This window comes from Virgisporangium ochraceum (genome assembly GCF_016863655.1).
Taxonomy (GTDB): Bacteria; Actinomycetota; Actinomycetes; order Mycobacteriales; family Micromonosporaceae; genus Virgisporangium; species Virgisporangium ochraceum.
Genome location: NZ_BOPH01000031.1, coordinates 95149 through 119198, shown reverse-complemented (window position 1 = coordinate 119198; position 24050 = coordinate 95149). Strand labels below are relative to the sequence as shown.

Annotated in this window: 18 protein-coding genes and 1 pseudogene; 6 read left to right on the top strand and 13 right to left on the bottom strand. The window is 71.7% G+C overall.

Annotated elements, in window-relative coordinates:
- Positions 1 to 111: 111 nt before the first annotated feature.
- The gene (locus tag Voc01_RS13700) at positions 112 to 1308 is read left to right on the top strand and encodes an RsbRD N-terminal domain-containing protein (protein WP_239160167.1); all 1197 of its coding nucleotides are present in this window, start codon (positions 112 to 114) and stop codon (positions 1306 to 1308) included.
- On the opposite strand, the gene Voc01_RS13695 is transcribed toward Voc01_RS13700, so the two are convergent.
- Both Voc01_RS13695 and Voc01_RS13690 read right to left on the bottom strand, forming a co-directional pair.
- Positions 1208 to 1864: a response regulator gene (locus Voc01_RS13695; RefSeq protein ID WP_203927749.1), complete on the bottom strand. Its 657-nt coding sequence runs from the start codon at positions 1862 to 1864 to the stop codon at positions 1208 to 1210. The two genes, Voc01_RS13700 and Voc01_RS13695, sit on opposite strands and share 101 nt — an antisense overlap.
- Positions 1861 to 2964 (bottom strand): sensor histidine kinase, encoded by a 1104-nt coding sequence (locus Voc01_RS13690; RefSeq protein ID WP_203927748.1) that lies wholly within the window; start codon positions 2962 to 2964, stop codon positions 1861 to 1863. The genes Voc01_RS13695 and Voc01_RS13690 overlap by 4 nt, the downstream gene beginning before the upstream one ends.
- A gap of 107 nt (positions 2965 to 3071) precedes the next feature.
- Here Voc01_RS13690 and Voc01_RS13685 point away from each other — a divergent pair.
- The 3 genes and pseudogenes from Voc01_RS13685 to Voc01_RS13675 all read left to right on the top strand — a co-directional run.
- A pseudogene (locus Voc01_RS13685) lies at positions 3072 to 3728 on the top strand (ABC transporter ATP-binding protein); the annotation flags it as partial.
- Positions 3729 to 3772: 44 nt separating this feature from the next.
- The gene (locus Voc01_RS13680) at positions 3773 to 4789 is read left to right on the top strand and encodes an ABC-2 membrane transporter-related protein (protein WP_203927746.1); all 1017 of its coding nucleotides are present in this window, start codon (positions 3773 to 3775) and stop codon (positions 4787 to 4789) included.
- Between the two features lie 60 nt (positions 4790 to 4849).
- Positions 4850 to 5344, top strand: a complete 495-nt coding sequence (locus Voc01_RS13675; RefSeq protein WP_275423712.1) for a glutathione peroxidase — start codon at positions 4850 to 4852, stop codon at positions 5342 to 5344.
- Here the strand turns inward: Voc01_RS13675 and Voc01_RS13670 are convergent.
- Complete coding sequence (locus tag Voc01_RS13670) at positions 5289 to 6635, bottom strand: MFS transporter (protein ID WP_203927745.1); 1347 nt, start codon at positions 6633 to 6635, stop codon at positions 5289 to 5291. The two genes, Voc01_RS13675 and Voc01_RS13670, sit on opposite strands and share 56 nt — an antisense overlap.
- Positions 6636 to 6640: 5 nt before the next feature.
- Positions 6641 to 7378, bottom strand: a complete 738-nt coding sequence (locus tag Voc01_RS13665; RefSeq protein ID WP_203927744.1) for an SDR family NAD(P)-dependent oxidoreductase — start codon at positions 7376 to 7378, stop codon at positions 6641 to 6643.
- 70 nt (positions 7379 to 7448) lie between these two features.
- Here Voc01_RS13665 and Voc01_RS13660 point away from each other — a divergent pair, with 70 nt between their 5' ends.
- Together Voc01_RS13660 and Voc01_RS13655 are read left to right on the top strand one after the other, a co-directional pair.
- The gene (locus Voc01_RS13660) at positions 7449 to 8342 is read left to right on the top strand and encodes a LysR substrate-binding domain-containing protein (RefSeq protein WP_203927743.1); all 894 of its coding nucleotides are present in this window, start codon (positions 7449 to 7451) and stop codon (positions 8340 to 8342) included.
- A gap of 119 nt (positions 8343 to 8461) precedes the next feature.
- On the top strand, positions 8462 to 9169 hold the full coding sequence (locus Voc01_RS13655) for a polysaccharide deacetylase family protein (protein ID WP_239160166.1): 708 nt from the start codon (positions 8462 to 8464) through the stop codon (positions 9167 to 9169).
- Positions 9170 to 9241: 72 nt separating this feature from the next.
- On the opposite strand, the gene Voc01_RS13650 is transcribed toward Voc01_RS13655, so the two are convergent.
- From Voc01_RS13650 to asnB, 9 genes are all read right to left on the bottom strand, one after another.
- Complete coding sequence (locus Voc01_RS13650; RefSeq protein WP_203927742.1) at positions 9242 to 10246, bottom strand: sugar phosphate isomerase/epimerase family protein; 1005 nt, start codon at positions 10244 to 10246, stop codon at positions 9242 to 9244.
- Between the two features lie 599 nt (positions 10247 to 10845).
- The gene (locus tag Voc01_RS13645) at positions 10846 to 12561 is read right to left on the bottom strand and encodes a ThuA domain-containing protein (RefSeq protein ID WP_203927741.1); all 1716 of its coding nucleotides are present in this window, start codon (positions 12559 to 12561) and stop codon (positions 10846 to 10848) included.
- Between the two features lie 17 nt (positions 12562 to 12578).
- On the bottom strand, positions 12579 to 15365 hold the full coding sequence (locus Voc01_RS13640; RefSeq protein WP_203927740.1) for a PQQ-dependent sugar dehydrogenase: 2787 nt from the start codon (positions 15363 to 15365) through the stop codon (positions 12579 to 12581).
- A 173-nt stretch (positions 15366 to 15538) separates the two neighbouring features.
- Entirely contained in the window at positions 15539 to 16723 is a 1185-nt protein-coding gene (locus tag Voc01_RS13635) for a Gfo/Idh/MocA family protein (protein ID WP_203927739.1), read from the bottom strand.
- A gap of 45 nt (positions 16724 to 16768) precedes the next feature.
- Positions 16769 to 17818, bottom strand: a complete 1050-nt coding sequence (locus Voc01_RS13630; protein WP_203927738.1) for a substrate-binding domain-containing protein — start codon at positions 17816 to 17818, stop codon at positions 16769 to 16771.
- A gap of 98 nt (positions 17819 to 17916) precedes the next feature.
- Positions 17917 to 18987 (bottom strand): ABC transporter permease, encoded by a 1071-nt coding sequence (locus Voc01_RS13625; protein ID WP_203927737.1) that lies wholly within the window; start codon positions 18985 to 18987, stop codon positions 17917 to 17919.
- 70 nt (positions 18988 to 19057) lie between these two features.
- Entirely contained in the window at positions 19058 to 20629 is a 1572-nt protein-coding gene (locus Voc01_RS13620) for a sugar ABC transporter ATP-binding protein (RefSeq protein WP_203927736.1), read from the bottom strand.
- Positions 20626 to 21807, bottom strand: coding sequence for an ROK family protein (locus Voc01_RS13615; RefSeq protein WP_203927735.1), 1182 nt, complete (start codon positions 21805 to 21807; stop codon positions 20626 to 20628). The genes Voc01_RS13620 and Voc01_RS13615 overlap by 4 nt, the downstream gene beginning before the upstream one ends.
- Positions 21808 to 22101: 294 nt before the next feature.
- On the bottom strand, positions 22102 to 23991 hold the full coding sequence (asnB, locus tag Voc01_RS13610) for an asparagine synthase (glutamine-hydrolyzing) (RefSeq protein ID WP_203927734.1): 1890 nt from the start codon (positions 23989 to 23991) through the stop codon (positions 22102 to 22104).
- Positions 23992 to 24050: the final 59 nt, after the last annotated feature.

The window sequence follows — 24050 nt, the reverse complement described above, 5'->3', positions numbered from 1 at the left end:
GAAGTTACGCTGCGGTAACACAAGCAAACCCCTGATCGGTCCCCATCGATAGGACCCCGGGTCCAACGCCGGAGCGCGACGTTGTACGCGGGTGACAACGGAAGGCACGCCGTGACCGCCGGTTCGCTGATCCCCCTCGTCCGGACGCTCGGCGCCGATCCCCTGGTGGTCGACGCGATGGTCGACGCCGCCCGCACCGCGGCGCCCGAGATCGCCCGGTTGCCGGTGGCGGAGACGCGCCGTCACGTCGCTGTCCTGCTCGACGCCGGGCTGGCGGCGTTCGACGGTACCGGCGACCCCGACCACCACGACTTCGCCGACGCCACGCGGCTGGGTGCCGACCGCGCGGCGCAGGGTGTTCCGCTCGCCGCCGTCCTGTGCGGCGTCCGCGCCGGCCGCACGCGCGTGTTCGAGATCGCGATCGACCGGGGCCGGCGGGCCGGGATCCCGTACGAGACCCTGCTGGACGGCGCGCTGGAGCTCGACCGGTACGCCAGCGCGCTGGAACGGCACCTGATCGACGGCTACCACGCGGCCGAACGACGGCTGGCCCACGACCGGGCCGACGCGGTCGCCGGCCTGCTACGCCGGCTGCTCCTCGGCGAGGGAACCGGGCCCGACGCCGACGAGCTGGCCCGGTTCGGCCTGAACCCGGCCACCCCGTACCACTGCCTGGTGACCGGCCCGGAACCCCGGCCGGCGGTGCGCTGCGCCGGTCTCCTCGGCACGGTCGACGGACGGGTCGCCGGCCTGAGCGCCCGGCCACCGAAACCCACCGGCGCGGCGACGCTCACGGTCTTCGGCCCGGCCGTGCCGCTGGCCGACGCCGCCGACGCCTACCGGCTGTGCGTCGCGGCCTGGCAGGCGGCGGAGAGCTTCGGTCGGCGGGGTGTGCACGCCGTCGCCGACCTGGCCGGTGAGGCGGCCCTGGCCGCACAGCCCGGCCTCGCGGCCCTCCTGCGCGACTCGCTGCTCGGTCGGCTGCGGCCCGGCGACCCGTTCCACCGCGAGCTCGTCTCCACCGCGCTCAGCTACCTCGACCACGGCCAGCGGCTCGACCAGACGGCGTCGGCGCTGCACGTGCACCCCAACACCGTGCGGTACCGGCTGCGCCGGCTGCAGGACCTCACCGGACTGCCGGCCGGCACCGAGGAGCGGCTGACCGTCCTGGAGACCCTCCGGTGGTGGTGGGCCCTGCACACCTGGCTTACGAGCCTTCCGCGACGCGGTTCTCCCACGCCCACGCGGCGATCTCCACGCGGTTCCGCAGACCCAGCTTGGTCTGGATCGTCGCCACGTGGCTCTTGACCGTGCTCACCGAGATGAACAGCTCCGCACCCACCTCCTGGTTCGTGCGCCCGCGCGCGATCTCCCGCACCACCTCCAGCTCCCGATCCGACAGGCGGTGCCCCGCCGGGCCCGGCGCCGGTGCCCGCACCGCGGTGAGCTGCCGCAGCAGCCGCACCGTGACCGAGGGCGACACCAGCGCGTCGCCGTTGTTCGCCGCCCGCACCGCCTCGACCAGCAGTGCCGGGCCGGCGTCCTTGAGGATGAAGCCGACGGCGCCGCCCCGCAGGGCGCCGTAGACGTACTCGTCGAGGTCGAACGTGGTGACCACGATGACCCGCAACGGGTTCGCCACACCCGGGCCGGCCAGCGCGCGCGTCACCTCGATGCCGTCGACCCGGGGCATGCGGATGTCGACGAGGCACACGTCGGGGCGCAGCCGCCGCGCCTGCTCGATCGCGTCGACGCCGTCGGCCGCCTCGCCGACCACGGTGATGTCGGGCTGGTCCTCGAGGATCAACCGCAGCCCGCCGCGGACCATCGCCTGGTCGTCGGCGATCAGCACGGAGATGGTCACCGGAGCACCGGCGGGGGAAGCGTCGCGCGGACCCGCCAGCCACCGCCCTCACCCGGACCGGCGTCGACCGTGCCGCCGAGGCTCGTGACGCGCTCGCGCATCCCGGTGAGGCCGAACCCGCCCGACGACGGCTGCGCCACCGCCGGACCGTCGTCGGCCACCTCGACGGTCACCCCCGACGGTCCACTGTCGACGCTGACCCGCACCGAGCGCGCACCCGGCGCGTGCCGCGCCACGTTCGTGAGCGCCTCGCGCACCACCCGGTACACGGTGCTCGTCACCTCGGGCGGCCATCCGGCGCCACCCGCCGTCGAACTGTCCACAATGGACAGCCGCACCGGTGGACCCTGCCGCTCGAACCGCGTCACGAGGTCGGCCAGGCTCTCCGGACCGGGCGACGCCGACGCCGCGTCGTCGTGGTCGCGCAGCAGGCCGACGACCCGCCGCATCGCCGACAACGCCTCCGCACCGGCGGCCTCGATGCCGGACAGCGGCGCGGCCACCGCCGACGGGTCGCGCCGCGCGACGACCTGCGCGGCCTGTGCCTGGATCAGCATCCCCGTGATGTGGTGCGCGACCACGTCGTGCAGTTCCCGGGCCAGCTCCAGCCGTTCCTGCTGCCGCACGGCCGCGACCGTCGCCGCCGCCCGCGCGTCGAGCAGCCGCAGGGTCGCCCCGGTCGTCACGCCGGCCGCCCACGCCACCGCGTTGAGCGCGACCACCGCACCCGCCGACCCCGCGCTCGCGCTGACCGGGCTGGCCGCCACCACCGCGAGACCGCCACCGGCGATCGCGACCGCCCACCCCGCCCGCACCACGCGCACCGCCGATCCGACCAGCACCGCCAGCGCCGACGCCAGCGCCGGACCCGGCTCAGCGGGCAGGTCGGCGACCGCGGACGCCCCGATCGCGCCGGCGGCGACGGTGAGGCCGGCCACGGCCGTCCACCGCCGGTCCCACCGGCGCGCCAGCGCGAGACCGCACGCGACGACGGCCGCGCAGCCGCCGACGAGCCAGTACCCGCCGCCCCAGCTCTGCGCGACAGCGACCGCCTCACCGGCGACCGCCAGGACGAAGAGGAGGGCAAGCCCGATGTTCATGCCACCACGCTAGGAGAAGCGGGGCACACCGCGAACCCGTCGAAAGAACGGGTGGCCCCGTTCTTCGGACCGATGCCCGCGCCGCGCCCGCTTCGCAGGATGGGCGCATGCCACCTCACGACGCCCTCCACGCCGAGGGCCTGACGAAACGGTTCGGGCGCCGCTACGCGCTCACCGACTGCTCGTTCGCGGTTCCGCACGGCCGCGTCGTCGGGCTGGTCGGGCCGAACGGCGCGGGCAAGTCGACGCTGCTGCACCTCGCGTGCGGGCTCCTCGAACCGACGTCGGGAACGCTGCGGGTACTCGGTGCGCCGCCCGCGGCCCGGTTGGCGCGGGTCGGGTTCGTCGCGCAGGACACCCCTGTCTACGCCGGGTTGAGCGTCGCCGAACACCTGCGGCTGGGCGCGAAGCTCAACCCGTCGTGGGACGCGTCGCTGGCCAACCGCCGGGTCGCGCAGGTCGGGCTCGACCCGGCGCAGAAGGCCGGCCGGCTCTCCGGTGGGCAGCGGGCGCAGCTCGCGTTGACCGTCGCCGCCGCGAAGCGACCCGACCTCCTCATCCTCGACGAGCCGGCGGCCGCGCTGGATCCCCTGGCCCGTCAGGGTTTCCTGCGCACCCTGCGGGAGTTCGTCGCCGAACTCGGCGCGAGCGCGGTGCTGTCCTCGCACCTGCTCGGCGACATCGAGCGGGTGTGCGACCACGTCATCGTCCTCAGTGGAGGGAGGGTGCGGATGGCCGGCGACGTCCGCGACCTCGTCGCATCGTCCGGCGGTTCGCTCGAGGACCTCGTGCTCGGGGTGTTGGCATCATGATCTGGCTCACTCTGAGGCAGTTCCGCACGCCCGCGCTCGCCGGCGGGGTGCTGCTCGCCGTCGCGCTGGCGTACCTGCTCCACCTCGGCACCGACATCCGCGACGCGTACGACGCCTACCGGGGCCGGTGTGACGCCGGTGGCGACTGCGCCGCCGCGATGCGCCAGTTCCACGGCGACTACACCAACCTCCTGCTGTACCTCGCCGGGGCGTCCGGGCTCGTGCCCGTGCTCGTCGGGGTGTTCTGGGGCGCGCCGTTGGTCGCGCGGGAACTGGAGACCGGCACCCACCGGCTGGTGTGGAACCAGAGCGTCGGCCGCCGCCGCTGGCTCACCGTGAAGGTGCTCGTCGTCGCCACCGCCGCGATGGCCGTCGCGGGACTGCTGAGCCTCGCGCTCACGTGGGCCGCCGGTCCGGTCGACCGGGTCGGCGCCGACCGGTTCGAACTGGTGCCGTTCGGCGCCCGCAACCTGGCGCCGGTCGGCTACGCGGCGTTCGCCGTCGTGCTCGGTGCCGTCGTCGGCATGCTGCTGCGTCGCACGCTGGCCGCGATGGCGGTGACGCTGCTCGCGGTCGTCCTCGTGCAGTTCGCCGTGCCGAACCTGGTGCGGCCGCACTACCTTCCCGGCGAGCACCTGCGGATGCCGATGACGGCCGAGGCCATCAACGCGGCCCGCGGGCTCGGCAGCATCACCGGCGCCGCGGTGGTCAAGGGCGTCACGGTCGACGGGGCGTGGGTCACCGACGCGAGTGTCCTCCGCACCGCCGACGGCGAACCGTTGAGCCGCGCGGAGTTCGACCGCTGCTTCACCGATCCGGCGCCGGCCGGCGCCACCGGAACGTTCGGCGACACGGCCGCCTGCCTCGGCGCCCTCGACCTCCACCTCGACGTCGAGTACCAGCCCACCGACCGCTACTGGACGTTCCAGTGGCTGGAACTGGCCCTGTACCTGGGTGCCGGCGCGTTGCTCCTCCTGTGCGGCTGGTGGGTGGTCCGCCGGAGGGTCGGCTGACGGGTTGCCGGCCGGCGACCTCGTGGGCGGTGCCGACCACGCCGGTATAGATTTGCCGGCGTGGCACAGAACATCTACGGCGTGGCGATCCACGACCTGCAGGGCAAGCCGTTCGACCTGGGCGGGCTCCAGGACCGGGCCGTCCTGGTCGTCAACGTGGCCTCGAAGTGCGGGCTGACGCCGCAGTACCACGGCCTGGAGGCGCTGCAGAAGCAGTACGCCGAGCGCGGCTTCACCGTCCTGGGCGTGCCCTGCAACCAGTTCATGGGCCAGGAGCCGGGAACCGCCGAGGAGATCGCCGAGTTCTGCAGCGCCACCTACGGCGTCACGTTCCCGATGACCGAGAAGGTCGAGGTGAACGGCGACGGCCGGCACCCGCTGTACGAGGGCCTCGTCGAGGTTCCCGACGCGGAGGGCTACACCGGCGACGTCCGCTGGAACTTCGAGAAGTTCCTCGTGGCGCCGGGCGGCCAGGTCACCGCGCGGTTCGGCCCGCGCGTCACGCCCGACGACCCCGCACTGGTCGGCGCCGTGGAGTCCGCACTCCCGCGCTGAGCAGCACCACCGCCACGCCGGTCACGGCGACGAGCGCGCCCAGTCGCAGCCCGGCGCCGTACCCGCGGGCCAGCGCGGCCGGGTCCGCGGTGCCGGCGACCGTCGTCGCGCCCACCAGCACCGCCACGCCCACCGCCAGCCCCACCTGCTGGGCGGTGTTCAGGACCCCGGACGCGCGTCCATCGGCGACCTCGGCGGTACCCAGGACCGTCGTGCCGACGAACGCGACGCCCAGCCCGACCCCGAACAGGAGCAGCCCGGGCAGCAGGTCGGGCACGTACTCCCCCAACCGGCCGAGCAGCAGTTGCGCCACGGCGACCAGCAGCAGCCCGGTCACCACGAGGACCCGCGCCGGAACGCGGCCCGCCAGCCGCGCCGCGACCGTGCTCCCGACGAACGCCAGCACCGCGGCCGGCGCGATCGCCAGACCCGTGGCCGCCGGGCCGAACCCGAGAATCCGCTGCAGGTGGAGCACCAGGAAGAAGCCCTGGCTGCCGATCACGGCCGCGAGGCACCCGAGCGCCACCGCGGCGACCGGCAACGGTCCCCGGGTGATCATCGGCAGCGGCAGCAGCGGGTCCGGTGCACGCGCCTCGATCAGCACGAACGCCACGAACAACACCGCGGCCACCGCGAGGAGGGCGCCGGCCGGGCCGCGGGTCACCGCGAAGACCAGCGTCGCGGTCGCGGCCGTCGCGGTGATCGCGCCGGGAACATCCAGCGGGACCCGCTGAGCCCGACCCGGCGGCAGCAGCCGGCCGGCCAGCAGCACCGCGACCGCCCCGGGCGGGCCGTTCACCGCGAACACCAGCGGCCACCCGGCGAGGTCGGTGAGCACCCCGCCGAGGATCAGCCCGGCCGCCGCGCCGGACGCGCCGAGCGCCGACCAGACCCCGATGGCCCGGTGCCGTCCCGCCGGTTCCGGGAACAGCTCCAGCACCAGGGCGAACGCCGTCGCCGAGGCGAAGGCGGCGCCGGCGCCCTGCGCCGCCCGCCCGGCCAGGAGCACCGGCAGGGTCGGCGCCGCCGCGCACAGCAGCGACGCGCCCGTGAACGCGGCGGCGCCGAGGCGGAACACGCGCCGCCGGCCGGCGAGGTCACCGACCCGCCCGGCGAGCAGGAGCAGCCCGCCGAACGTCACGGCGTACAGGGACAGGACGTACTGCAGGGTGCGCTCGTCGGCGCCGAGGTCGGCGCGGACCGCGTCGAGCGCGACGGTGGTGATCGTGCTGTCGAGGACCACCATGAACTGCACGACGCACAGCACCGCCAACGCGGGGCCGCGGCTCACGCGGCTCACGCCGTGAGGCCGCCGTCGAGCGGGAGGATCACGCCGTTCAGGTAGTCCGCACCCGGTCCCGCCAGGAACGTGACGACGGCCGCGACGTCGGCGGCGGTGGCCGGCCGCCGGGCCGGGATCGTGGGGACCACGTCGCGCTCGAGGTCGAGGAACGCCTGCACCGGTGCCGACATCGGACCGTCGACGACGATGCCCGGGTTGACCGAGTTGACCCGCACGCCGTCGGGGCCGTGCTCCTGCGCCCAGGTGCGGGTCAGGTTGTCCAGGGCCGCCTTCGTCGAGTTGTAGATCGCCCCGCCGGCGAACGTCTTGATCGTGCCGATCGAACTGACGTTGACCACCCGGCCGGCGCCGCTCGCGATCAGTGCCGGCAGTGCGGCCTGGGTCAGGAAGAACGCGGCCCGGTAGTTCAGCGCGACGAGCCGGTCGAAGTCCTCCTCGGTGCCCTGGATCGCTGGGCCGAGCGCGTTGGCCGCCGCGTTGTTGACGAGGATGTCGAGGCCGCCGAAGTGGTCCAGCGCCGCGTCGATGGCGCGCTGACGCGCGTCCCGTCGGGTCAGGTCCGCGGCGACGAACGTCGCCCGCGGAAGCTCCTTGGCGACGGCCGCGCCCTCCTCCTCGCGCCGCCCGACCACGACGACCGCCGCGCCGGCCGCGGCGAGCCCGCGGGCGATCGCGGCGCCGATGCCGCCGGTGGAGCCGGTGACCAGCGCGACCTTGTTAGTGAGTTCCATGCGGTCGACGCTAGGAGCCGCAGTTCATACGATCAAAGACTCATTCGGGATGACTTGATAACGTGCACGCATGAAGTTCGAGCTGCGGCACCTGGAGGCGTTCGTCGCGGTCGCGGAGGAACTGCATTTCGGACGCGCGGCGCAGCGGCTCCACGTGGCGCAGCCGGCCCTGTCGCAGCAGATCCTGCGGCTGGAGTCGGCGCTCGGCGTCGACCTGCTGGTGCGGTCGAAGCGGCGCACCAGCCTGAGCGAGGCCGGCCGGCTCTTCCTGGTGGAGGCGCGGCGAACGCTGTCGCAGGCGCGCACGGCCGAGTCGGTGGCCGAGCGGGCGCGGCGCGGCGAGCAGGGCCGGCTGCGGGTCGGCTACCACCCGACGGCGTCGTCGCAGCCGTTCCTCGCGGCGTTGGCCGCGTTCGAGCGGATCGCGCCGGAGGTCGAGCTGAGCCTGCGCGAGCTGCCGATGGGCATTCTGGGCCAGCCGCTGCGCGACGACCTGGTCGACGTGGCGTTCCTCAGCACGCTCGGCGCGGTCGACTGTGGACAGCCGGCACTCGCGATGCGCACGCTCGCCACGGAACGGATCGTGGTGGCGGCGCCGCTCTCCCACGGGACGGCCGGTGCCGCGGACGTCGCGATGTCCGACCTCGCCGGGCAGACGCTGCTGATGCTCGGCCGCGAGGTCTGCGCGTCCTGGCACGACAGCCTGGCGGCGATGTGCGAGCGCGGCGGGTTCGCCCCGCGCACGGTGCGCTACGCCGGTGAGCTCGGCGCGCTGCTGACGCTGGTCGCGGCCGGGCTCGGGGTGGCGCTGGTGCCGGAGTCGACGCGGATGCTGCGCACCGAGGGGCTGGCCTACGTCGGCCTGCGCGACGCCGACCAGCCGGTGGTCTCGGCCGCCATGTGGTGCTCGGACGACGCGTCGCCGGTGCTGGCGCGGTTCCTCGCGCTGCTCCCCGGCGATTGACGTCTGTCACTTGACTGCGGGTGGGCCGCGCCCCTACGGTCACCTCACGTTTCGAAACGCGGCCTGAAACTTTCGACGGACGCCTCCCCCTGGCCGCCCGCCGTTGAAGGGACCCACCCGTGTCCGCCACCCGTCACCGCACCGTCCGCCTGCGGCACCTCGCCGCGCCGCTGTTCGCCGCCGGCCTGATCCTCGGCACCGCCACGCCCGGCTCCGCCGGCGGCCGCCCCACCCCGACGATCGTCGACACCGCCCGCGGCCACGGCACCGTGGTCAGCTACACGTTCGACGACGGCCCCAACCCCGTAGACACGCCACGGCTGCTCGCCGTGCTGAAGGCGCACCGGGTACGGGCCGTGTTCTGCGTGCAGGGCAACCATGCCCGCGAGTACCCGGCGCTGGTGCGCCGCATCGTGGCCGAGGGGCACGTGTTGTGCAACCACAGCCTCCAGCACGACGACCTCGGCACCGCCACGCCCGAGCAGATCCGGGCCGACCTGCTCGCCACGAACGCCGCGATCCGCGCCGCGGTGCCGCGCGCCCACATCCCGTACTTCCGGGCGCCGTACGGCAGCTGGGGTGAGACCCCGACGGTCGCGGCCGGGCTGGGGATGCAGCCGCTGGGCTGGCGCCTCGCGATCTCCGACTGGGAGCCCCCGGGCACCGACGAGCTGGTCCGCCGCCTGATGGACGGCATCACTTCCGGTGCCGTGGTCCTGATGCACGACGGCGGCGGCGACCGCAGCCAGACGGTGGAAGCGGTAGAACGGACAATCCCCCTGCTCCGCGCGCAGGGCTACCGCTTCACCCTGCCCGAACACCGCTAGCTTCTCCGCGATCTTGGACTCCCAGGCACGCTATAGCGTGTACGGGAGTCCAAGATCGCGCGACAGGGTGGGTCAGCTGGACGAGAACGCGGCGTCGAACGCGGCCGACGGCGGGTCGAAGGCCAGGCGGCGGACGAACTCGACGGCCTCCTTGGCGCCGACGAGGCGGTCCATGCCGGCGTCCTCCCACTCGATCGAGATCGGGCCGTCGTAGCCGATCGCGTTCAGGGCGCGGAAGCAGTCCTCCCACGGCACGTCGCCGTGGCCGGTGGACACGAAGTCCCAGCCGCGGCGCATGTCGGCCCAGGGCAGGTGCGAGCTCAACCGGCCGCGGCGGCCGTCGCCGGTACGGACCTTCGCGTCCTTGCAGTCGACGTGGTAGATGCGGTCGGCGAAGTCGAAGATGAAGTTCACCGGGTCGAGCTCCTGCCACACGAAGTGCGACGGGTCCCAGTTGAGCCCGAACGCCTCGCGGTGACCGATAGCCTCCAGCGTGCGCTGGGCGGTGTAGTAGTCGTAGGCGATCTCGCTCGGGTGCACCTCGTGCGCGAAGCGCACGCCCACCTCGTCGAACACGTCGAGGATCGGGTTCCACCGGTTGGCGAAGTCCTCGTAGCCCTTGTCGATCATCGACGTGGGCACCGGCGGGAACATGGCCACGGTGTGCCAGATCGACGAGCCGGTGAAGCCCACCACGGTGCGCACGCCGAGCTTGGCGGCGGCGCGGGCGGTGTCCTTGATGTCCTCGGCGGCGCGCTGGCGCACGCCTTCGGGCTCGCCGTCGCCCCAGATGCGGGCCGGCAGGATGCCCTGGTGCCGTTCGTCGATCGGGTGGTCGCAGACCGCCTGGCCCACCAGGTGGTTGGAGATCGCGTAGACGTGCAGGTTGTACTTCGCGAGCGTCTCCAGCTTGCGGTCGACGTAGGACTCGTCGGACAGCGCCTTGTCGACCTCGAAGTGGTCGCCCCAGCAGGCGATCTCCAGGCCGTCGTAGCCCCACTCGGAGGCATGCCGGCACACCTCTTCGAACGGCAGGTCGGCCCACTGGCCGGTGAACAACGTGATCGGACGCGCCATCAAAGCTCCTCTGACGGTTGGTGACAAAGCATCAGGCGCGAGGAGACCTGCGACGGACATGCAATCGCCAGCCGGCGGGGACTGCGCCTCCCCTTCGCACCGGACCGGTACCGGGTCCCATGCTAGGCGGTCCATCAGGCCAGCAAAAGTCCGGCATGATCCTGGACCCGTGCCAGGGCCGGTTTCAGCACCGACTCGCTCATCGGCGCCGTCCGCGAGCTCTCCGAACTGGCCGACGAAGGCCGCGCCGCGCCGGAGGCCGACGGCCCGGCCCGCGCCATCGACCACGGCCTCGGCGACCGCGTCGACGACCGCCTCACGCTGCTCACCACGCTGCTGCGCGCCGGCAAACCCGGAGGCCCGCCTCGACGCGCTGTACCCGGCCAGCCACCTGGTGCACGGCTGGCGCGGCGACTACACGGAGCTGGTCCGCCTGATCGGCACGCTCGTCGCCGCGCGTGCCGGCACAACGTCGAGGAGGGCTCGTTCGGCACGACCGGCGTGACCGGGGACGAGCGTCTGCTGGCGGTGCTGCGCGAACTGGCCGGGTGAGCGGGGCCGGTCGGCGTCGCGACCCCGCTCACCCGGGTCTGTGGGCGCTAGGTGGGGAACACCCAGCGCTGGTTGGCGCCGCCGTTGCAGTCCCAGATCCGCAGGGCCGTTCCGTCACCGGTCTGGCCGCCCGGTGACTCGAGGCACCGGTTCGACTGCGGGTTGCGCACCGCCCCGTTCGACTCGACGACCCAGTTCTGCGCGCCGGAGTTGTTGCAGGTCCACAGCTGCACCCGCGTGCCGTTGGCCGTGCCGCCGCCGGAGACGTCGAGGCACTTGCCGAGCGCGCGGATCGTCTGGCCGGTGCGGGTCCAGACCTGGGCGTTGGTGTTGTTGCACGTCCATAGCTGGATCTGGGTGCCGTCGGCGGTGTTGGCGCCGCTGACGTCCATGCACTTGCCGTTGATGCCGCGCACCGGTCCCGGGCCGGGCTGCGGGTTCGTTCCGCCCAGTGCCTTGACGCGGACGTTCCGGAACGACACGTCGTCGCCCGCACCGTGGTTCTGCAGACCGATGTGGCCCGACGTGAGGCTGCGCACCGGATCGGTGTTGGTGAAGTCGTTCACCTTCACGCCGTTCAGGAAGATCTGCACCCGCTCGCCCTCGACGAGCAGCTCGAACGTGTTCCACTCCCCCGGCGGGTTGAGGGCCGCGTCGCGGGCGGCCGTGTCGGCGCCCTTGAACCCGTACACCGCGCCGGTGGTGCGGTCGGCGGCGTCGGTCGCGTCGATCTGGATCTCGTAGCCGTTGTTCACCGCCGACCACGGGTCGCTCGACGGCGGGAACCCGATGAAGATGCCGGAGTTGTCGTCGCCGGCCATCTTCCAGTCGGCCTTGAGCGAGTACGAACGGAGCTCCGACGCCTCGTACCACAGCATGCCCATGCCACCGACCGACGTGAGCGTGCCGTCGGCGTTGGTGAACGATCCGGGACCGGCCTGCGACCACCCGGTGGTGGACCCGTTGTACAGCGCGGTGTACCCGGTCTCCGGCCGGCAGTCGGCGCTGGCCTGGCCGGCCGCGTAGCGGATGCCTCCCAGGAGCACCTGTCGTACGGCGTTGTCGGCGTACGACTCCTGGGTATGCCCGAAGCCGGTGTAGAACGACCGGCCGCCGTTCACGCTCTTGCACCACGTGATCGGGTGGTCGCCCATGCCGCCGCCGGAGTACGACGACTCGTCCAGCGACGCGAGCACGTGCGCCGTCGAGCGGGGGTTGGTGCGGAAGCTGTACCACTCGTCGGTGCGGGTCCACTGTGGACCCAGGTGGGCCGTGGCCGGGTGCGCCCGGTCCTCGACGACCACCCGCGCCGACTGGATCGCCGGGTGCTGCTGGAAGTAGGCGCCGACGAGGCTGCCGTAGAACGGCCAGTCGTACTCGGTGTCGGCCGCCGCGTGCACCCCCACGTATCCGTTGCCGGCGGCGATGTAGCCCTCGAACGCCGTCTGCTGCGCGGCGTTCAGCACGTCGCCGGTCGTGTTGAGGAACACCACCGCGTCGTACCGGTTGAGGTTCGCGGCGGTGAACGCGGCCGCGTCCTCGGTGGCGGTCACCGAGAAGCCGTTGGCCGCGCCGAGGTCGCGGATCGCCTGCGTGCCCACCGCGATCGAGTCGTGCCGGAACCCCGCGGTCTTCGAGAAGACCAGCACGGAGTACGGGTCGTCGACGGCGGCCGTCTCGGCACAGGCGGTCGACGTCACACCGGCGACCACCGTCACCAGTGCGGTCGCGAGCACCGCCATTCGTCCCATGAGTGTTCTCATCGTATGCCTCCCCAGGTTCATGAGAACGTCCATCGTTGATTGGTTCCGGCGGCGCAGTCCCAGATCCGCAACGGCGTGCCGTCGCCGGTCTGTCCACCCGGCGCCTCCAGGCACCGGTTCGACTGCGGGTTGCGCACGGCGCCGGAAGCCTCCACCACCCAGTTCTGCGCGCCCGTCCCGTTGCAGGTCCACAACTGCACCTTCGCGCCGTTGGCTGTCGCACCTCCGGAGATGTCGAGACACTTGCCCATCGCGCGGATCGTCTGCCCGGTGCGGGTCCACGACTGCGCCGAGGTGTTGTTGCACGTATAGAGCTGGATCTGCGTGCCGTCGGCGGTGTTGGCACCGGCCACGTCCATGCACTTGCCGTTGATCCCGGTGACGCGGCCCGCCACGCCGGAGGTGAACGTGAAGTCGTCGACGTCGAACAGCGCTCCCGTTCCACCCGTGAACACAAGATACAACCGCACCGTCCCCGACGGCACCGTACCCAGCACACCGGTGACGCTGACGAACGTCTCCCAGCCACCGGTCACCGGAACCGTGGCCGTGCCGACGACCTGACCGGTCGGCGAGCCGGCCCGCAGCGTCAGCGTGCCGCCGACGCCGGCCGACGCGACGCGCGCCGAGAACCCGGTCGCGGTCGCCACGTTGTACCGGTCGAACGCGATCCAGTCTCCATTGTGGATGTCGCCGACCGCGCGGCCACCGTGCGCGGCGGCCTTGTCGAAGACGGTGACGCCCTGCTGCGCCGAGAAGTGCTCACCCTGACGCGTCCGCGGCTGGGTGACGTGCTGGGTGTGCGACGTCGTGCCGCCGCTGTCGGTGTACTCGGCGTCGAACACCCCGAAGATGTTCGCCGCCGGGTCGTGCTCGCCGTCGACGGGCACCGCGATCGTGCCGTTGCACCCGGTGGCCGACGTGATCTCGTGCGCGTGCGAGTCGTGCCCGAGCAGGTACCGCACCTTCACCCGGGAGCAGTCGATCGTCGCGTCCTCCGGGTCGGTGACCCGCACCTGGAACGGTACGGTGCCGCCGAAGCCGAACAACTGCCCGTCGAGCGGCGCGAGCAGCGTCACCGTCGGCGCCGTGTTCCCGACGGTGATCGGCACGCTCGCGGTCGCGGTCAGGTTCTGGTTGTCGCGGACGGTCAGCGTCGCGGTGAACGTGCCGTTGGACGCGTACGTGTGCGACGGGTTGGCCGCCGTCGACGTGCCGCCGTCGCCGAACGCCCAGGAGTACGTGAGCGCGCCGCCCTCCGGGTCGCTCGACCCGGCCGACGAGAACTGGACGGTCAGCGGCGCCTGTCCACTGGTCGGCGTCCCGGACGCGGCCGCGATCGGTGCCCGCGGACCGCCGGCGATGTACTCGACGCGGTACAGCGCCGAGTTCGCGTCGCCGTTGAAGTAGCCGGTGCCGTAGTCGAGCACGTACAGCGCGCCGTCGGGTCCGAACGCCATGTCCATGATCTGCGTGCCCGACCACGGGAACGCCGCGATCTCACCGGGCGTGCTCCCGGCGTGCGCCACACGGATCCAGCGCCGGCCGAACTCGCCGAGGAACACGTGCCCGTCGAAGTCGGCGGGGAACTTCACCGTCGACGTGCTCGACGCGTTGTACCGGTACACCGGCCCGGCCATCGGCGACTCCGACCCGCACCCGAACGCCGGCTGCGAGCAGTTGTCGTACGGGATCCAGGCCGCCTGCGCCGGCGGAAGCACACCCAGGCCGGTGTTGCGCGGCGAGTTGTTCGCCGGTCCCGTGGCGCAGGTGAACTTCGCGCCGACGGCGCCGGTGGCGAAGTTGTAGTCGGCGTAGGTCTCCGCGGCCGTGTTCGTACCGGTGCAGTACGGCCAGCCGTAGTTGCCCGGCGCCGTCACGCGGGCGAACTCCACCTGCCCGGCCGGGCCGCGCGGGCCGGCGGTGCCGGCGTCGGGCCCGTAGTCGCCGACGTAGACCACCCCGGTCGCCTTGTCGACGCTCATCCGGAACGGGTTGCGGAAACCCATCGCGTAGATCTCGGGACGCGTGTTCGCCGTTCCCGGCGCGAACAGGTTGCCGGACGGCACCGTGTACCCGCCCGCCGCCGACGGTTTGATCCGCAGGATCTTGCCGCGCAGGTCGTTGGTGTTGCCGCTGCTGCGTTGCGCGTCGAAGGCCGGGTTGCGGTTGGTGCGCTCGTCGATGGGCGCGTACCCGTCGGACTCGAACGGGTTGGTGTCGTCGCCTGTGGACAGGTAGAGGTTGCCGGCGGCGTCGAAGTCGATGTCGCCGCCCACGTGGCAGCACAGCCCGCGGTCGGCGGGCACGTCGAGCACGGTCACCTCGCTGCCGGCCTGGAGCTGCCAGCCGGCGGTGACCGTGAACCGAGACAGCCGGTTCACGCCCCGCCAGGCGCTGAAGTCGGTGCCGGTGGTGGGCGCGTCGCCGGCCGGGGTCGACAGCGGCGGCGCGTAGTACAGGTATATCCACCGGTTGCTGGCGAAGTTCGGGTCGACGCCGACGCCCTGCAGCCCCTCCTCGTCGTGGCTGTAGACGGAGAGGGTCGCGACGACCGACGTCGTGCCGGCCGCGTCGGTACGCCGCAGCGTGCCGTTGCGGGCGGTGTGCAGCACCGAGCGGTCGGGCAGCACCGCCAGGCTCATCGGCTCGCCCATCTCGGCGACGCCCTTGGCGAGCGTCACCTGTTGGAAGGCGGCCGGGTCGATCACCGGGTGGGCCTGCGCGGGCGGTGCGCCGATGGCCGTCACGGTGAGGGTTGCCGCCGCGGCCAGCATGACCGCGGCTGTGGACCGTTTGTGCATTGCCGTAAATCCCTTTCCCTGACCTGGGGGTCTAGCCAGGAGGGCGCGCGCCGACCGCGCCGACAATGGTTTGTCGAGTTGTAGGGACGGGGGTGTATCTTCCCGGCCGCGCACCCCACGGACGGGGCGCAGCCGCCGTGGACCTCGCTACGCGGCCGGGAAGCCTTCGGGTGTTACTCCGGAACCGTCGTCCAGCCGGAGCCGGCGGACGCACTCTTCTCGACCGCGTCGAGCACCTGCTGAACCTGCAGGGCGTCGGCGAACGAGGGCTCCGGGTCCTTTCCGACCGCGACCGCCTCGAGGAAGTCGCGCATCTGGTGGGTGAACGAGTGCTCGTACCCGATGATGTGACCCGGCGGCCACCATGCCGCCATGTACGGGTGCTCGCCCTCGGTCACGAGAATGCGGGTGAAGCCCTGCTCGGCGCCGGGGCGGTTGGCGTCGTAGAACTCCAGTTCGTTGAGGCGCTCCAGGTCGAACACGGCGGAGCCGAGCGACCCGTTGACCTCGACCCGCAGGCCGTTCTTGCGTCCGGTGGCGAAGCGGGTCGCTTCGTAGGTGGCCACCGCCCCACCGGACAGCCGGGCCAGGAACAGCGCCGCGTCGTCGACCGTGACCTGGCCGGTCTCCGTCGAACTTTCGGCGCTGAGCCCGCTCGACGCGCTGGGCAGCGGACGCTCCTTGATGAACGTCTCGGTGACCGCCGACACCCCGGTGATGGACTGACCGGTGACGTACTGCGTCAGGTCGACGATGTGCGACCCGATGTCACCGAGCGCCCCGGAACCGGACTTCTCCTTCTGCAGCCGCCACACCAGCGGGAACTGGGGATCGATGATCCAGTCCTGCAGGTACACCGCGCGCACGTGCCGCACGGTGCCCAGCCGGCCGCCGGCGATGAGCTGCTTCAGGTACGCCACCGCCGGCACCCGCCGGTAGTTGAAGCCCGCCATCGAGCGGACCCCGGACGCCCGTGCCGTCTCGGCGGCCGCGACCATCGCCCGCGCCTCCTCGACGGTGTTCGCCAACGGCTTCTCGCACAGGACGTGCTTGCCGGCGGCGAGGGCGGCCAGCGCGATCTCACAGTGGCTGTCACCCGGTGTACAGATGTCGACGACGTCGATGTCGTCAGCGGCCACCAGCTCGCGCCAGTCGGTGTAGGTCCGTTCCCAGCCGAGCTGGGCGGCCGCGGCGCGCACCTTCGCGTCGTCGCGGCCGGCCACGGCGGTCATCCGGGCGCGCACCGGCAGGTCGAAGGCCCGGTTCACGGTGCGCCACGCCTGGGAGTGCGCAGCGCCCATGAACGCGTAGCCGACCATGCCGACCCGCAGTTCTCCGTTGGTGTCCGATGAGGACATCGGCGGTCTCCTTACGTTCTCCGCGCCCCGTCTGCCGGTCCCTGGTCAGGAACGGAAGCCGAGCGGCATGTACTGGTCGACATTCTCCTTGGTGATCGTCTCCGACTGGAGAATGACCAGCTTCGGCACCTGAAGCTCGACCAGGTCCTCCATGCCCTTGCCCTGCGCCACCAGGCGCGCCAGCGAGATCGCCGAGGAGGCCATCGTCGGGCTGTAGGTGACCGTGGCCTTCAACGGCTGGTTGTCGGCCTTGATGATCTCCATCGCGTCGAGCGAACCGGCGCCACCGACCATGTAGAACTCGCTGCGGTTGGCCTGCTTGATCGCGGCCAGCACGCCGACACCCTGGTCGTCGTCGTGGTTCCAGATCGCGTCGATCTTCGGCGCGGCCTGCAGCAGGTTCGCGGTGACCTCCTGTCCACTCTGGACGGTGAAGCGGGCGGCCTGACGCGGGCCGACCTTCAGGCCGTAGGCCTGCAGCGCGTCGCGGAAGCCCTTCGAGCGGTCCTGGGTGAGCGGAAGCTCGTCCATGCCGGCGATCTCGGCGATCACGGCGTTCGGGTTGCTCTTGAACTTCTCGCCGATCAGCCGGCCCGCCGCGACGCCCATGCCGTAGTTGTCGCCCTTGACGAGCGTCCGGTAGGACAACGCGTCGGAGAACTCGCGGTCGAGGTTGATGACCGGGATGCCGGCGTCCATCGCCTTGCGGCCGGTGGCGGTCATCTGGGCGCCGTCGTGCGGAAGCAGCACGATGACGTCGGGCTTCTGCTGGATCAGCGTCTCGAGAGCCGCCCGCTGCTCCGGCACGTCCTTGCCGGCCGCCACCGCGTTGAAGGTGACGTCGGAGTACTTGCCGGCCTGCGCCTTGGCGTTGTTGGTGATCGCGGCGATCCAGCCGTGGTCGGCGGCCGGCGCGGAGAACCCGATCGTGATCTTCTTGCCGGGTTCGGCGTTCTTGCCTGCGGCGACCTTGGTCTGGTCTTCGGCCTGCTTGTCGGCTTCACCGGAGTCGTTGGACGTGCAGGCGCTGAGCAGTAGACCGGCGCCGACGGCGGAGCCGCCGAGGAGGAGCCGACGACGGGAGAAGTCACTCATTTCGACCTCCATGAGTCGAATGTGGACGGTGGATGGGTGTGTTGAGCTTGGCGGCACAGCCGTCTGCGGTGCCCGCCGTGGGAAATGGATGGGGTTTGTCAGGTTGGCGATTTTCGGAGTTGCGGCAGCGAGCTGAAGTTGACCTGCTGCAGCAGAACGGCGCCGACGATGATGACACCCTTCACGATGAGCTGGTACTCCTGCTCGAGGTTGTTGACGATGAACAGGTTCGTGATGCCCTTGAAGACGAGGACGCCGAGGATGGCGCCCACGATCGAGCCGCGGCCACCGGCCAGTGCGGTGCCGCCGATGATGGCGGCCGCGATCGCGTCGAGCTCGTAGAGGTCGCCGTGGTCGGGTGCGCCGGCGGTGGCCTGCGCCACCACCATGATGGCGGCGATGCCGCAGCACAACCCGCTCAACCCGTACAGCAGCATGGTGTGCAGCCGCAGGTTGATGCCGGCCAGCCGGGCCGCCTCGGGGTTGCCGCCGACCGCGAACGTGCGCCGGCCGAACGTGGTGCGGTTCAACAGGATCCAGCCGATGACGCCGACGACCAGCAGCATCCACACCAGGATCGGGATGCCCAGGATGCGGTTCTCGGCGATGTTGGTGATCGCGGCGTTCTCGGCACTGACCCGCTGGGTGCGCTTGCCGGAGATGAGCTGGGCCAGACCACGGGCCGACACGAGCATCGCGAGCGTGGCGATGAACGCGACCACCCGTCCGTACGCGATGAGGAAACCGTTGACCAGGCCGGCGATCGTGCCGACCACGATCGCGGTGAACACCATGCCGGTCGGTCCGAACTCCTGCGTCGCCACGGTGGTGCACCACACGCTGCTCAGCGCGACCAGCGCGCCCACCGACAGGTCGATGCCGCCGCCGATGATGACGAACGTCATCCCGATCGCGATGACCCCGATCGCCGCCGACTGCTGGAGGATGATCAGCCAGTTGTTCCACAGCTGTTCCGGGTCGAGGAAGATGCGCGGCACCGTGATGGCGCCGACGACCCAGATCGCGACGAGCACACCGACGAGGCCGAGATTCCGGCGTACCGGCTCGCTCGCGTCGTCGGCCCACCAGCCCCGTTTCTTCGTCAGCTCGGCGGCGGCGGTCGGCTGACCGTCCGGCGTCGTCTCGGCGGCGGGCTTGAGGCTTGTCATGGCATGGCTCCGCTTCGCTCCGCCATCGTATGACCGGTGACTGAGTTGATGATTCGCTCCCGAAGGTCGCTCATACCGCCGGGCTCCCTTCCAGCAACGACCCCGCCATGACGAGGTCGAGAACGGTTTCTTCGTCGATGTCGGCGGCGGGTGCCTGCCGAACGATGCGCCCCTCGCGCATGACCACCACGCGGTCGGCGAGCCCGAGCACCTCGGGCACCTCGCTGGAGACCATGAGCACCCCGACGCCGGAGTCGGCGAGCTTGCGGATCACCTGGTACAGCTCGGCCCGGGCGCCGACGTCGACGCCGCGGGTGGGCTCGTCGAGCAGCAGCAGCCGGGTGCCGCCGAGCAGCCAGCGCCCGACCACCACCTTCTGCTGGTTGCCGCCCGACAGCGTGCGCACCACCCGGCGCACGTCGCGCGGGCGCAGCTCGAGCTGCTCGGCCACCTCGTCGGCGGCCTGCCGCTCCTTCGCGGCATCGGTGAACCCGACCTTCGCGTAGCCGGCGAAGTTGGCCAGGGTCATGTTGCGGTACACCGGTTCGCCGAGCACCAGCGCCTGGCTCTTGCGCTCCTCGGGCGCCATGCCGAGCCCGGCCTTCACGGCCGCCGTGACGCTGCCGGGCCGCAGCACCTTGCCGTTGACCGTGACGCGGCCGCCGTGCGCGCGGCGGGCGCCGAAGATGGTCTCCATCAGCTCGGAGCGCCCGGACCCGACGAGGCCGGTGATCCCGACGATCTCTCCACTGTGGACGGCCAGGTCGACGTCGGCGAACTCGCCGTGCCGGGTGAGGCCCTCGACCATCAGCAGAGGTGCGGATTCCGACGGCGCAACGGGTTCCGCCGGCCGAGGCGGGAACACGTACTCGATGTTCCGGCCGGTCATGCGGCTCACGAGCTCCGTCGTGGGCGTGGTCTTCGCGTCGAGGTTCGCGGCCGTCGTGCGGCCGTCCTTGAGGACCGTGACGCGGTCGCCGATCTCGCGGATCTCGTCGAGCCGGTGCGAGATGTAGATGACCGCGATCCCTTGCGCGGTCAGGCCCCTGATCACCCGGAAGAGGTTCTCCACCTCGTCGTGGGCGAGCACGGCGCTCGGCTCGTCCATGATCATGAGTCGCGCCTCGCGCGACAACGCGCGTCCCATCGACACGACCTGCTTGGCGGCGGCCGGCAACTTACCGACCTCCCGGCGCACCGGAATCTCCGGATGCCCGAGCGACGCGAGGATCTCGCTCGCCTGCCGCCGCACCTGCGGACGGTTGACGAACCCGACGGTGCGCGGCTCGTGCCCGAGGAAGATGTTGTCGGCGACGCTCAACCCGTCGACCAGGTCGAGTTCCTGGTAGATGGTGGCGATGCCGGCCTTCATCGCGGCCTGCGGGTTGGTGAACGACACCGGCTGGCCGAGCCACATGACCTCGCCGCTGTCGGGCCGGTGCGCGCCGGAGAGCACCTTGATGAGCGTCGACTTGCCCGCGCCGTTCTGGCCGAGCAGGCAGTGCACCTCGCCGGCGGCGACCTCCAGCTGCACGCCGTCGAGCGCGCGCACACCGGGGAACGTCTTCACGACGTCGGTGAGGGTGAGGACGGTCTCCCGTTGCGGGGCAACGGGTTCCGAGGACTTGGAAAGATTCGTCATGACGGCTGCCCGTACGCAATCTCGCTGGCGAGTACCGCGGCACCGACGACGCCGGCGCGGGTTCCCAGTTCCGACAACACGACCGGCAGGTTGCCGGTCGCCAACGGCAACGACCGCCGGTAGACGACGCTGCGGATCTCGGCCAGCAGGATGTGGCCGAGACCGGCCAGCCCGCCACCGATCACGATCATCGAGGGGTTGATGAAGCTCACCAGCCCGGCCAGGACCCCACCGACCCGGCGGCCGCCGTCGCGGATGAGGCGGATGCACGTCACGTCGCCCTCGGCGGCGCCGTCGGCGACGTCCTTCGCGGTGACGGTGCGGTTGGCCGACAGGCGCTCCGCGAGCGACGGCGAGGTGCCGGCCTTCGCGGCGGCGAGCGCATCGCGCGCCAGCGCCGCACCACCGAACAACGCCTCCAGGCAACCGACGTTGCCGCACGAGCACACCGGGCCGTGGCTGTCGACCTGGATGTGCCCGATGTCGCCGGCGGACCCGTCGGTGCCGCGGTACACCTCGCCGTTGAGGTAGATGCCGCACCCGATTCCGGTGCCTATCTTCACGAACAGCAGGTTGTCGACCGAGTCGGCGACACCGCCGTACCGCTCGCCGATGCTCATGATGTTCACGTCGTTGTCGACCACCACGGGGCAGCCGTGCTCGCGGGCGATGAGGTCGCGCACCGGGTACCGGTCCCAGCCCGGCATGATCGGCGGCGAGACCGGTACGCCGTCGCGGAAGCTGACCGGACCGGGAACGCCGATGCCCACGGCGGCGAGCCGCTCGAACGCGCCCTCGGTGTGGAACTTCCCGAGCATCTCGTTGACCTGATGCAGTATTTCCTTCGGCCCGCTGCGGATGTCGGAGACCATCGTCGCGGCCGCGACCGGTTCCAGCCGGCCGTCGGTGATCTCGACGTCGATCGACGACGCGCCGAGGTCGACGGCGGCGAACCGCAGGGTCGGGTTCAGCTCCACGAGCGTCGAGCGTCGACCGCCCCGGCTCGCCGCCGGGCCGGCCTCCTGGATGAGACCGGTGGCCAGCAGGCCGTCGAGGTCGGTGAGCAGCCGGGGACGGGGCACCTGCAGCCGGTCGGCCAGCTCCGCCCGCGACAGCGCACCCCGGTCACGCAGGAGCCGGAGCAGCCGGGTACGGGTCGGTCCCTCGGTGTCACTCATGAGGAGCCACGCATGGGGGGAGCACCGCCTAGCCGGTCGACTGCAGAGATGAAGCAGGGGGTGGGAGCAGGGGTTGGAGCAGTTGCGCGGGTGTGTGATCCGTGTAACGCGCTTGTTGCGTCCGAACTGTAGGCGCTTGGGTGAGCCCCGTAAAGACCTTCTACCGAATCGTTTCCAACTTTTGCTGGGCTCAACAAAAGCGCCTCGCCAGGTGTCGACCCCCCGACAGGGAGTGAACATGAAGGGGCCGCCCGCGGGAAGCGGGCGGCCCTCAGGTGGTACCGGGTCGTGACCTCAGACAGGCGCGGGCACCATGCGGGTCGCGGGGCGCGCGAAGCTCGGCACCGCCGGCGCCGGTGCCGTGGCCTGAGCGTGCCAGAGGCAGAACATCAGCACGGTCCAGATCTTGCGCGCGTGGTCGGCCCGTCCGACCCGGTGCATGGTCAGCAGGCTCTGCACGTACGCGAGGTCGACGAGGTCGCCCGCGTCCGACGCCGCGAACACGTCGCCGGCCCACTCGCCCACCGGACCGCGCAGCCACGCCCGCGTCGGGGTCGGGAAGCCGAGCTTCGGGCGGTCGACGATGAAGTCCGGCACGATGCCGCGCACCGCTTCACGCAACGCGTACTTGGTGGTGCGGGCCAGCTTCAGCTCCGGCGGCAGCGCCGCCGCCGCCGCGTACACGACCCGGTCGAGGAACGGCACGCGCAGTTCGAGCGAGTGCGCCATCGTCATCCGGTCGGCCTTGGTGAGGATGTCGCCGGGCAGCCACGTGTTCAGGTCCACGTACTGCATCGCCGACACCGGGTCGAGCCCGGCCGCGCGGTCGTACACCGGGCCGGTGACGTCGGTGAGCGGGACCACGTGCCCCTGCAACAGGTCCGCCTTCTGCTCCGGTGTGAAGATGCGGGCGTTTCCCCAGTAACGCTCCTCGATCGGCGTGGTCGCGCGGTCGAGGAAGCTGCGGCCCTTCACGCCCTCCGGCAGCACGGTCGACAGCTTGCGCAGCCCGCGTTTGAGCGACGGCGGCAGGCCCGCCACGGCCGCGAGCGACGCCGGCTCGCGGTAGATCTCGTAGCCGCCGAAGAGTTCGTCGGCGCCCTCTCCCGAGAGCACGACGGTCACGTCGCGCGCCGCGCGCCGGGCGAGGAAGTACAACGGGACCAGCGCGGGGTCGGCCACCGGGTCGTCGAGGTGCCACACGATGCGGGGCAGCGCCTCGATGACGTCCTGCGGGGTGACGAACGTGGCGGTCAGCTCGACACCGAGGTGCCGGGCGGTCCGCTGCGCGACGTCGACCTCGGAGTACGTGTCACCGGTGAACCCGACCGTGTACGTGCGGAGGTCCGGAACGACCTCGCGGGCCAGCGCCACCACCGCGGTCGAGTCGACCCCGCTCGACAGGAACGCGCCCACGGGCACCTCGGCGAGCAGGTGCCGGTGCACGGAGTCGCGCAGCGCGTCGCGGACCACGGAGACGGCCGCGCGCTCCCCTCCGCCGGAGTAGGCGGCGACCGGCCGGAACGACGGCCGGAAGTACGCCTCGACGACCGGTTCGGGGTCGCCGGCCCGCACCGTGAGGAGGTGACCGGCCTGCAGCCGGCGCACGTGCGGCGTGAGCGTGGCCGGCTCCGGCACGTACTGCATGCTCATGTAGTGCGACAGCGCGTCGTGGTCCACCCGGCCGGTGGTGGTGACGAACGGCTGCAGCGCCTTCTTCTCGCTCGCGAGGTACAGGCCCTCGGGCGTGCGCGCGTGGTACAGCGGCTTGATGCCGAACGGGTCGCGGGCGGCGTAGCCGGTTCCGGTCTCGGCGTCCCACGCCACGAGCGCGAACATGCCGCGGAACCGGTGCAGCGCCGACGGTCCCCAGTGCTCGAAGGCGGCCGCGATCACGTCGGCCTCGCTGACGATCGGCGCCGTCGCCACCGTCAGCAGTTCCTCGCGCAGCTCGCGGTAGTTGTAGATCTCGCCGTTGAACACCACTGTCCACCGGCCGTACCGGACCGGCTGCTGTCCGTCGGCGATCTCGATAATCGACAGTCGCTTGAAGCCGAACACCGCGCCGTCGACGGCTTCCATGCCGGAGGCGTCGGGACCGCGGTGGTGGATCGTCTCCAGCGCCTCCGCGAAACGCACGTCCACCGCGCCGTTCGGGCCGATGAACACCAGGAATCCGCACATGCGACGGACGGTAGGGAAACGACTGTCAGAAACTTATGAAGAAGCCGGCCGGAAATCAT